Below are 10774 nucleotides of genomic sequence, written 5' to 3'. Positions count from 1 at the left end.
CGGTGGGTCCGAGCATTCGGACCCACCGAAGCCGTTTCGTCGTGCTCACTTCGCGGCAATCAGCGTGTTCTCACCGCGTGCGCTCACTCCGCTTCTTCGACATCGTTGGGCAGGAGATCGACGTCAATGGAGCAGGCACGTTCGATGCTGAGCACGCTGGTCCCGCGCCATCCCCAGGTCGCCGGGTCCGCGCTCGCATTCAACTGCACCGCGAAGGAAGTCAGCCGCGCCTTGTCCCCGAAGTTGTCCGTGAGGCCTGCGAGGTCTGTGACGAGGTCGGCCAGTTCCCCTCGGGTGTACGTGCTCCCGGCGTCGGTGGCGAGCGGGGCCGCCACCCCGCAGAAGGTGTCTGCGGCCGCCGCTGCCGCCGCCGCGGCCTTGGCGACCCACTTGGCCCGGGCCGCCGCGTCGAGGTTGTAGTTCGCGGCGGCAGTGGCGTCCGGCGTCGCGCCCGTCAGGAACGTCTTGACGCTGGAAGCGGCGCTGGTGCCGGCCCGGTAGGCGAGCGGCTCTTCCGCGCCCGAGACCAGCTTCGCCTGCATCTTGGCGCGGTAGGCGGCTGCGGTCACTGTCGAACCCTCGTACTCGCCCTGTCCCACCTCGCCGCCGTCGTACGGCAGGATGGCGCCGGTGCCGATGGTCGCCCACTCGCCGTCGGCGTAGTGCGCGAGCGCGACCAGGTAGTCGTGCCCGACCTCCAGCCGAGAGGCCTCGGCCGAGCCCACACGGGTCTTGGCGTCTCCCTTGAACGACCAGCCGTCGGCGACGATCGTCAGGGCGGCGGGCAGGGCGGTGGCGCCGGAACGCGACCACACCCGTTCCTTCACCTGCAGATCTACGGTCCGGGACAGGTACCCCTCGCCGGCCGCGACCTCCTCGCTGTCCGCAGCGCCCTCGTGCTCGGCCGTCACGTGAACGACGGCCGCCTGGTCCCCGTACGACACCCAGTCGGTCGCGGTGGCGGACGGGATGCCGTCCTTCGACTCGGCGATGATCACGTCGTTACGTCCGCTGCTGGCGGCTTCTGCGTGCGAGGCACCGCCGAACGGGCCGAGCATGACCGCACCTACCAAGGATGCGGCCATGGCTGCGCCGAGCGCAGCTGCAGTGCTTTTCCCTCTGGTGGAGATTGCCACGGAATTCCCCCTGCGTTCCTGGTCGGGTCTAGTAGGTCGAGTTGATGTTCTCTTTGTTGTTCGCTCCGAGCCGGTAGACGTCGTTGTAGGACATGCAGCCAAGGCGGTCGTCGTACAGACCCAGAGCGGGACTGGCGTTGGGCCCGTGCGTCAGGCCGACGGCGTGACCGGTCTCATGGCAGGCGTCCGACTTGTTGACGGAGCCGATGCCGGTATGGTCCTTGTTGAAGGCGACGTAGTGCTGGTCGCACTTGCGGGACGTGACGGCGTCGTCGCACCAGGTGATGCCGATCTTCCCTCGCGCCAGGGTCTTCGCCTTGTAGATGACGTCTGTCTCGGAGTCGCCCCGGTATACGCCCGAGGACTCGATTTTCACCACCAGGTCGGTCGGACCGTAGTAGTCCTTCACGGCTCGGGCGATGGTGTTCTTCTCGCCCGAAGTCAGGCTGCCCTCCCGGTAGACCGTCAGCCCCTTGTTATCGGTCTGGCAGAACGTGTCGCCCATCTCGCCGTCACGGCAAGGGGGGCTGTAATTGCCGGTCGGGTACATGTTGTCGGTCAAGGCTGCCTGGACAGCGGTGGTACCCGCGACCAGAGCAGCGCACGCAGCACCTATGACGAAGATCGTCCTCCGTTTGATCCCCACGAGTATGCCCTCCTTTTTCCTGGTCCGCCTCCTGCGTTGTTCCTCGGTGGTTCCGATGACCATGGGGCGGATGAAGTGATCTAAACGGTTCGATCACGGGCCAGCACTTGATCAGGCAACGATTGGCCGGATGTGATCAACGTGTGACTCGTAATGGCCATGTGAAAGAAAAGCGAAAGGTGCTGACACCAGCACAGGCCTGTCACGACCCACACGACGACCACCGCTCCGAACGGGGCGACGTCCACAGGTTCCACCTGACGGACCCCGAGGCAGGCACCCTGCCGGCCGGAGTCAACTACGCCTCAGCGGGCGTTAAGTCCGTTTCTGGTAGCGGTCTCGTCCGGGTTGGTGAGGAATCCTTGGCGCGTGAGGGGGCCTTGACCCGGGATTCTGGACACGGGTCATGCGGCTGGTGTCAGCGTAGTTGATGTTGTTCGGGATGCTCGTTCGTAGGCGATGGGGCTGCGATGTCCGAGGCTGGAGTGGCGTCGGATGGTGTTGTAGCGGTGCAGCCGGCGGAAGAGGTCGAGGTGGGCCTCGTGTGCGGTGTCCCAGGCTCGGCGGCCTTGGAGGGTCTCGCGTTTGCAGGTCGCGTTGAACGACTCGGCGAGTGCGTTGTCCGCGCTGGAGCCGACCGCGCTCATGGAGTGGGTGACGCCGGCCGCGTGGCAGGCATCGGCAAAGGCCCGGCTGCAGTATGGGGCCCCGTGGTCGCTGTGGAAGGCGGCGCCGGCGAGGGTGCCGCGGGTCCGTTCGGCCGCGTGCAGGGCGTCGATGACAAGGTCGGCGCGCATGTGATCGGCGATCGCCCGGCCGGCCAGGCGCCGGGAGGCGAGATCGATGACCGTGGCCAGATAGCGGAACTTGCCGCCGGTCAGCGGTAGATAGGTGATGTCGCCGACGTACTTCGTGTTCACCGTCGTGGCGGTGAAGTCGCGGCCGATCAGGACCGGGGCCTTCGCAGCGGCCGGGTCCGCGATGGTGGTGCGGTGCCGGCGACGCAGCCGGACTGCCGCGAGATGGGTGCTCCGCATCACGCGTGCGATCCGCTTGTGGTTGACCCGCTCGCCCTCCTCGCGAAGCTCGGCGGTGATCCTGGGGACGCCGTAGGTGCCGTCCGACCCGCGGTGCACAACCCGTATCCGAGCAGCAAGACGAGCGTCGGACGCCCGCCGGGCAGCCCGGTCCGCGGCGGTCGCGCGCCAGTGGTAGTAGCTGGAGCGGGCGATGCCGAGGATGGTGCACAGCCGCTTCACGCCGTAACGGTGCTGGTGGTCGGCGACGAACTGGAAGCGGTTCACCAGCGCGTCTCCCCGGCGAAATACTTGGCCGCCTTCCGCAGGATCTCCCGCTCTTCTTCCAGCTCGCGGACCTTCTTGCGCAGGGCCGCGTTCTCCGCCTCCAACGGGGTGGGCGGCTCGGCCGGTGCCTCCGTGCGGCGTCCTCGCGGTCGGCTCGCTCCGGCTGCCCTGACCCAGTTCCGCGGGGTCTCGGGATTGATCCCCAGATCGGCAGCGACCTGCCGAATCGTCGCCCCGGGCCGCGACTACTCCCACCGAAGCCGAAGCCGGTAATAGCGTGTTGCGGCTGATCACTGATGTGCACACCACCCTGGCGACGGTTCCCGACGTCGAGGCCACCGCGCCCATCCAGCAGAAACTGGCCGAGCGGCAGGTCGCACTAGCCGTAGACCGCTCCCGTGTACTTTTCGCCGGGGCCGTGGCCCGGCTCGTCCGGGACGAGGGACGCCTCGCGGAAGGCCAGCTGGAGCGACTTCAGGCCGTCGCGCAGCGGGGCCGCGTGGAAGGAGCTGATCTCGGTCGTGCTCGCGTCCATCAGACCGGCGAGCGCGGTGATCAGCTTGCGGGCCTCGTCCAGGTCCTTGTACTTCTCGCCCTCCTCGCTCAGCCCGAGCTTCACGGCGGCGGCGCTCATCAGATTGACGGCGACCGTCACGATCACCTCGACGGCGGGGACCTCGGCGATGTCGCGGGTCATGGCGTCGAAGTCGGGGGTCTCAGGGGAGGTCTCACTCATACCCCACACGATAGGCGCCGGTCCCCGCCGGGCGCCCGGCGGTCCCGGTTGGTCCTTCCTCCCCGGAGCTGCTAACCTTGTGTGACGACCGGCCGGACGAGCACGCCCCGCGGCGAGCACTCCGGCCCACAAGTGGAGGCTTCGAACTCCCACCCGACCACCCTCACGGGCGGCGGGTCACCGGTCAGACGGTCACCGTCGCCGATGCGGCGGACTCCGTCCGACAGCGCGCCCCGCGATCATCGCGGCGGTGTTCCGGTAGTTCGAGGAGCCCCGCCTGTGATCGGCCGGGGCATTTTTTGTGCTTCGGCGCGGTTAGGTCTTACTGATAAAGACGTTACGCGGCTGTCCGCCAGACCGCCGTGTGGTGCTACCGAGGAGGATCCATCAGCGCCGAGCCCCGCATCAACGACCGGATTCGCGTTCCCGAGGTGCGACTTGTCGGTCCCAGTGGCGAGCAGGTGGGCATCGTCCCCCTGGCCAAGGCACTGGAGCTCGCACAGGAGTACGACCTGGACCTGGTCGAGGTCGCGGCGAACGCCCGTCCGCCCGTGTGCAAGCTCATGGACTACGGGAAGTTCAAGTACGAGTCGGCCATGAAGGCCCGTGAGGCGCGCAAGAACCAGGCGCACACGGTCATCAAGGAGATGAAGCTCCGGCCGAAGATCGACCCGCACGACTACGACACCAAGAAGGGTCACGTCGTCCGGTTCCTCAAGCAGGGCGACAAGGTCAAGATCACGATCATGTTCCGTGGCCGTGAGCAGTCCCGCCCCGAGCTGGGCTACCGACTGCTCCAGCGCCTCGCGGAGGACGTCCAGGACCTCGGTTTCGTCGAATCGAACCCGAAGCAGGACGGCCGAAACATGATCATGGTTCTCGGTCCGCACAAGAAGAAGACCGAGGCGATGGCCGAGGCCCGCCAGGCGCAGGAGGCCCGCAAGGCCGACGCGAAGGCCAACCCCGGCCGCTCGCAGAACGCCGCGGAGGCCGACGGCGCCGAGGACGTGGACACCGAGGTGCCCGCCGAGGCCCCTGCCGAGGCTCCCGCCGAGGCGTGATCCCGAGGGACGCGAGTCCCGACGGAACCAACCGATCAAAGAGCGACGCTCCACCGTGCCCGGTTTCACGACCGGGCACCGGAGCGCCATCGACGAGGAGATAACGGCGCTATGCCGAAGAACAAGTCGCACAGCGGTGCCAGCAAGCGCTTCAAGATCACCGGCTCCGGCAAGGTGCTCCGCGAGCGCGCCGGCAAGCGCCACCTGCTCGAGCACAAGTCCTCGCGCGTGACGCGCCGCCTCACCGGCACCGCCGAGATGGCCCCGGGCGACGCCGCGAAGATCAAGAAGCTTCTCGGCAAGTGACGTGAGCGGCGCTCGCACCGAGCGCCGTACGTCTTCACCGGGACCCATTCGTTTCCGGGTCGTGTGAGTCTGAGTCCACTCCACGGCCCCGCTACAAGGAGTCAAACAAGTGGCACGCGTCAAGCGGGCAGTCAACGCCCACAAGAAGCGCCGGGCGATCCTCGAGCAGGCCTCCGGCTACCGTGGTCAGCGTTCGCGCCTGTACCGCAAGGCCAAGGAGCAGGTCACCCACTCCCTGGTCTACAACTACAACGACCGCAAGAAGCGCAAGGGCGACTTCCGTCAGCTGTGGATCCAGCGCATCAACGCCGCTGCCCGCGCCAACGGCATCACCTACAACCGCTTCATCCAGGGTCTGAAGGCCGCGAACATCGAGGTCGACCGCAAGATCCTGGCCGAGCTGGCCGTCAACGACGCCGGTGCGTTCGCCGCGCTCGTCGAGGCCGCCCAGAAGGCGCTGCCGGCGGACGTGAACGCGCCCAAGGCCGCGTGACGCCGCGCCGGCCCTGAGCCGGTCGACTTCAGGACCCGCATGCTGTCCGGCTTGCGGGTCCTGCTGTGCTGCCCCCGAAAACCCCCGCTGAGCGTTGGGATCTGCGTCGAAGGTGATAAGGAACATGGGCTCCGGCAACCCTGAGTCGATCCCTGAGCCGATCTCTCCCCGGTCCGCCCGGGTCAGTGCCGCGCGGCGGCTCGGGAGGCGGAACTTCCGGGGTAAGGAGCGGCTGTTCCTCGCGGAGGGGCCACAGGCCGTGCGGGAGGCCGCCGGGCACCGGGCCGGGGGAGAGCCGACGCTGGCGGAGCTGTTCGCCACCGTCGAGGCCGCGGAGCGGTACGCCGACATCATCGCCCAGGCCCGTGCCGCGGGCGCCCGGGTGCACCTCGCCGACGAGGACGTCATCGCCGACATCTCCACCACCGTCACCCCGCAGGGTGTCGTCGGGGTCTGCCGGTTCCTGGACACCCCCTTCGAGGAGATCCTCGCCGCCCGCCCCCGGCTGGTCGCCGTGCTCGCCCACGTCCGCGACCCCGGCAACGCGGGCACCGTGCTGCGCTGCGCCGACGCCGCCGGCGCCGACGCGGTGATCCTCACCGACGCCTCCGTCGACCTGTACAACCCCAAGGCCGTACGTGCCTCCGTGGGCTCGCTGTTCCACCTTCCCGTCGCCACGGGCGTGCCCGTCGAGCAGGCGGTCCAGGGTCTGAAGGACGCCGGGGTGCGCATCCTGGCCGCCGACGGCGCCGGGGACCGCGACCTCGACGAGGAGCTGGACAAGGGCGCCATGGGTGACCCCACCGCCTGGGTGTTCGGCAACGAGGCGTGGGGGCTGCCGGCGGAGACCCGCGCCCTCGCCGACGCCGTGGTCGGCGTCCCCATCCACGGCAAGGCCGAGAGCCTGAACCTCGCGACCGCCGCGGCCGTATGTCTCTACGCGTCGGCCCGCGCCCAGCGCGCTCCCGGAGGCTGCCGTTCCGCCCCCCGGAGCTAGTAGGGTGACCCACTCGGGGCCCTGCGCGGGCTGAGAGGTGGGGTACGGGGATGACTGTGGCCGGCACCAGCACCGCGCCGTACGGACGCGACACGCGCGCGCTCCCCGCCGACGCGATCGACCCCGACCAGCTGCCCGACGGCCTCGTCGTCGCCGACAAGCACGGGCGGGTCGTACGGTTCAACGCCGCCGCCGCCCGGATCACCGCCGTCAGCCCCGCCGAGGCGCTCGGCCGGCCGCTGGAGAAGGCGCTCCCGCTGGAGGATCTCGAAGGCCGCCGCTGGTGGCAGCTCACCGACCCCTACGGCGGTCTCGCCATCCGGGTCCGGCAGCCCGAGCGGAACCTGCTGCTGCCCGGTGGCCGGGAGGTCCTGGTCGCCGCCCGCTATGTGCGTGACGAACCCCTCGGCCCGCTGCACCGGCTCGTCGTCACCCTCCGGGACACCGAGGCCCGCCGCCGCACCGAGCGCAGCCACGCGGAGCTCATCGCCACCGTCGCCCACGAGCTGCGCTCCCCGCTCACCTCCGTCAAGGGCTTCACCGCCACCCTGCTGGCCAAGTGGGAGCGGTTCACCGACGAGCAGAAGCGGCTGATGCTGGAGACCGTCGACGCCGACGCCGACCGGGTCACCCGGCTGATCGCCGAACTCCTCGACATCTCCCGCATCGACAGCGGCCGCCTGGAGGTGCGCCGCCAGCCCGTCGACACAGCGGCCGCCGTCGGCCGTCACATCCAGGCCCATGTCGCCGCCGGCCAGCCCGCCGACCGCTTCCTGCTCCGCGTCGAGCACCCGCTGCCCGCGCTGTGGGCCGACCCCGACAAGGTCGACCAGGTGCTCAGCAACCTGCTGGAAAACGCGGTGCGCCACGGCGCCGGAACTGTCACGATCGACGTCACGCCCGCCCCGTCACCGCGCGAGGGCGAGGAGACAGGCACGTCGGTCACGGTGAGCGACGAGGGGCCCGGCATCCCGGAGGAGTCCATGAACCGCGTCTTCACCCGCTTCTGGCGGGGCAGCAAGCGCGGCGGCACCGGCCTCGGGCTCTACATCGTCAAGGGCATCGTCGAGGCCCACGGCGGCACCATCACGGTCGGCCGCGCCCCCGGCGGCGGCGCGCGGTTCCGATTTACGTTGCCCGTAAGCGCCCCGGCCTATCTGGCCTGAGGCTCCCGCGGGCCGTTCGTCCATCGCCACCCCGTTAGACTCGGCATTTGGCACCTTCGTGTCCCGCATACGGCCCGAGTCGGTGACGGGGACCGCCAGTCAGCCAATCGGAAGCACGGGAAGAGATGTCGGCACCGAATAAGTCGTACGACCCTGTCGAGGTCGAGGCGTTGAAACCGGAAGTGATCGAGCGTATGCGGGACGAGGCGCTCGCCGCCCTCGGTGCCGCGGACTCGCTCGACGCGCTCCACGAGGCCAAGGTCGCCCACACCGGCCCGGCCTCCCCGCTGTCCCTCGCCAACCGCGAGATCGGCGCCCTGCCCCCGCACGCCAAGGCCGACGCCGGCAAGCGTGTCGGCACGGCCCGCGGCGCGGTCAACAAGGCGCTGGCCGGCCGCCAGGCCGAGCTGGAGGCCGAGCGTGACGCGCGCGTGCTGGTCGAGGAGGACGTCGACGTCACCCTGCCCTACGACCGCGTCCCTGCCGGTGCCCGCCACCCGCTGACCACGCTGTCCGAGCGCATCGAGGACGTCTTCGTGGCCATGGGCTACGAGGTCGCCGAGGGCCCCGAGGCGGAGGCCGAGTGGTTCAACTTCGACGCGCTCAACATCGGCCCGGACCACCCGGCGCGCGGCGAGGCCGACACCTTCTTCGTGCGCGGTGAGAACGGCGGCACCGACTCCGGCGTCGTGCTGCGCACCCACACCTCGCCCGTGCAGATCCGCTCCCTGCTGAACCGCGAGGCGCCGGTCTACGTGATCTGCCCCGGCCGCGTGTACCGCACCGACGAGTTGGACGCCACGCACACCCCCGTCTTCCACCAGGTCGAGCTGCTCGCCGTGGACGAGGGCCTGACCATGGCCGACCTCAAGGGCACCCTGGACCACATGGTCCAGTCGCTGTTCGGTCCCGGCATGAAGACCCGGCTGCGGCCCAACTTCTTCCCGTTCACCGAGCCGTCCGCCGAGATGGACATGCTCTGCTACGTCTGCAAGGGCGAGTCCGTCGGCAACCCCGACCGCCCCTGCCGCACCTGCTCCAGCGAGGGCTGGATCGAGCTGGGCGGCTGCGGCATGGTCAACCCCAAGGTGCTGACCGCCTGCGGCGTCGACCCGGAGAAGTACAGCGGGTTCGCCTTCGGGTTCGGCATCGAGCGGATGCTGATGTTCCGCCACAACGTGGAAGACATGCGAGACATGGTCGAGGGTGACGTCCGGTTCACCCGGCCGTTCGGGATGGAGATCTGATGCGGGTCCCGCTTTCCTGGCTGCGGGAGTACGTCGACCTGCCGGCGACCGAAACCGGCCGTGACGTCCAGGCCAAGCTCATCTCGGCGGGCCTGGAGGTCGAGACCGTCGAGCAGCTCGGCGCCGGCATCGAGGGCCCGCTCGTCGTCGGTCAGGTGCTGACCATCGAGGAGCTGGAGGGCTTCAAGAAGCCGGTCCGCTTCTGCACGGTCGACGTCGGCACCGCTGGGGGCACCTCCCGGGCTCCCGGCTCCGGGGGAGGCACCGGTGAGCCGCAGGAGATCGTCTGCGGTGCCCGCAACTTCTCCGTCGGCGACAAGGTCGTCGTGGTCCTGCCCGGCGCCACCCTGCCGGGCGGCTTCGCCATCGCCGCCCGCAAGACGTACGGCAAGACCTCGCACGGCATGATCTGCTCCGCCGACGAGCTGGGCATGGGCGACGACGGCACGCACGGCATCATCGTGCTGCCGCCGGAGACCGAGACCGGCAAGGACGCCATCGAGCTGCTGGAGCTGGTCGACGAGGTCCTGGACATCGCCGTCACCGCCAACCGCGGCGACTGCCTGTCCATCCGCGGTGTCGCCCGGGAGACCGCCATCGCCTACGGCCTGCCGCTGCGCGACCCGGCCCTCATCGACGTCCCCGCGCCGAACGCGTACGGCTACCCGGTGAAGGTCGCCGACCCGATGGGCTGCGACCGTTTCACCGCCCGCACCGTCACCGGGCTGAGCCCCGAGGCGCGGTCCCCGATCTGGCTGAGCCGCCGGCTGCAGAAGGTCGGCATGCGCCCGGTCTCGCTGGCCGTGGACGTCACCAACTACGTGATGATGGAGCTGGGCCAGCCCCTGCACGCCTACGACCGCACCTCGGTCCAGGGCGCCATCGGGGTCCGCCGCGCCGAGGAGGGCGAGAGGCTGCGCACCCTTGACGGGGTCGAGCGCACGCTGCACGCCGAGGATCTCGTCATCACCGACGAGCGCGGCCCGATCGGCCTGGCCGGTGTCATGGGCGGCGCGAACACGGAGATCGCCGACCACGACGACACCGAGCGCTCCACCTCCGACGTCGTGGTGGAGGCGGCCCACTTCAACGCCGTCTCCGTCGCGCGGACGGCCCGCCGGCACAAGCTGTCCTCGGAGGCGTCCCGCCGCTTCGAGCGGGGCGTCGACCCCGAAGCCGCCGCCGCTGCCGCGCAGCGCACCGTGGACCTGCTGGTGCTGCTCGCGGGCGGCACCGCCGAGGCCGGCGTCACGGAGATCATCGCGCCGTCCGCGCCGCGCACGATCGCCGTCCCGGCCGACCACCCGGACAAGGTCGCGGGCGTCACCTACGGCCGCGAGATCGTCGTCCGCCGCCTCCAGGAGATCGGCTGCGACGTTTATGGAAATTCCGCCGCGTGGAACGCGTCGTCGGGGGGTGGTGGTCGGGCGACGGGCGGGAAGGACGAGCTGATCGTCACCGTCCCGTCCTGGCGGCCCGACCTCACCGAGGCCAACGACCTCGCCGAGGAGGTCATCCGGCTGGAGGGCTACGAGAACCTGCCCTCCACGCTGCCAAGGCCCACCTCCGGACGCGGTCTGACCCACCGTCAGCGGCTGCACCGCCGGACCGGCCGGGCCCTGGCCGGCGCCGGCTACGTCGAGGCGCCGAACTACCCGTTCGTCGCCGAGCAGGTCTTCGAC

The 10774-nt window shown here is 69.8% G+C and carries 10 protein-coding genes and 1 pseudogene; 7 read left to right on the top strand and 4 right to left on the bottom strand.

Annotated features, from left to right (window positions below; genetic code table 11):
- Positions 1-83: 83 nt before the first annotated feature.
- The 4 genes and pseudogenes from ACFWN1_RS27940 to ACFWN1_RS27925 all read right to left on the bottom strand — a co-directional run bounded on the left by ACFWN1_RS27940 (position 84) and on the right by ACFWN1_RS27925 (position 3822).
- Positions 84-1058, bottom strand: coding sequence for a hypothetical protein (locus ACFWN1_RS27940; protein ID WP_384367652.1), 975 nt, complete (start codon positions 1056-1058; stop codon positions 84-86).
- A 106-nt stretch (positions 1059-1164) separates the two neighbouring features.
- Positions 1165-1698 carry a hypothetical protein gene (locus ACFWN1_RS27935; RefSeq protein WP_384367649.1) on the bottom strand — a complete coding sequence of 178 codons (534 nt, stop codon included), beginning with the start codon at positions 1696-1698 and terminating at the stop codon, positions 1165-1167.
- 488 nt (positions 1699-2186) lie between these two features.
- A pseudogene (locus ACFWN1_RS27930) lies at positions 2187-3331 on the bottom strand (IS3 family transposase); the annotation flags it as partial.
- 134 nt (positions 3332-3465) lie between these two features.
- A complete protein-coding gene (locus ACFWN1_RS27925; protein ID WP_384367646.1) occupies positions 3466-3822 on the bottom strand; it encodes a DUF1844 domain-containing protein in 357 nt (118 codons plus the stop codon).
- A gap of 362 nt (positions 3823-4184) precedes the next feature.
- Here ACFWN1_RS27925 and infC point away from each other — a divergent pair, with 362 nt between their 5' ends.
- From infC to pheT, 7 genes are all read left to right on the top strand, one after another.
- The gene (gene infC, locus ACFWN1_RS27920; protein ID WP_384367643.1) at positions 4185-4883 is read left to right on the top strand and encodes a translation initiation factor IF-3; all 699 of its coding nucleotides are present in this window, start codon (positions 4185-4187) and stop codon (positions 4881-4883) included.
- A 111-nt stretch (positions 4884-4994) separates the two neighbouring features.
- The gene (rpmI, locus tag ACFWN1_RS27915) at positions 4995-5189 is read left to right on the top strand and encodes a 50S ribosomal protein L35 (protein ID WP_006374321.1); all 195 of its coding nucleotides are present in this window, start codon (positions 4995-4997) and stop codon (positions 5187-5189) included.
- Between the two features lie 109 nt (positions 5190-5298).
- Positions 5299-5682: a 50S ribosomal protein L20 gene (rplT, locus tag ACFWN1_RS27910; RefSeq protein WP_100825257.1), complete on the top strand. Its 384-nt coding sequence runs from the start codon at positions 5299-5301 to the stop codon at positions 5680-5682.
- 124 nt (positions 5683-5806) lie between these two features.
- Complete coding sequence (locus ACFWN1_RS27905) at positions 5807-6679, top strand: TrmH family RNA methyltransferase (RefSeq protein WP_384367639.1); 873 nt, start codon at positions 5807-5809, stop codon at positions 6677-6679.
- A 50-nt stretch (positions 6680-6729) separates the two neighbouring features.
- Positions 6730-7845: an ATP-binding protein gene (locus tag ACFWN1_RS27900; protein ID WP_384367636.1), complete on the top strand. Its 1116-nt coding sequence runs from the start codon at positions 6730-6732 to the stop codon at positions 7843-7845.
- 125 nt (positions 7846-7970) lie between these two features.
- On the top strand, positions 7971-9092 hold the full coding sequence (pheS, locus tag ACFWN1_RS27895) for a phenylalanine--tRNA ligase subunit alpha (RefSeq protein WP_384367633.1): 1122 nt from the start codon (positions 7971-7973) through the stop codon (positions 9090-9092).
- A partial coding sequence (gene pheT / locus ACFWN1_RS27890) for a phenylalanine--tRNA ligase subunit beta (RefSeq protein ID WP_384367630.1) occupies positions 9092-10774 on the top strand: 1683 nt, incomplete at its 3' end. The genes pheS and pheT, both read left to right, overlap by 1 nt.

This window comes from Streptomyces sp. NPDC058459 (assembly GCF_042721685.1).
GTDB lineage: Bacteria > Actinomycetota > Actinomycetes > Streptomycetales > Streptomycetaceae > Streptomyces.
The sequence above is the reverse complement of the archived record's forward strand: the minus strand, read 5'-3'. Positions and strand labels throughout refer to the sequence as shown.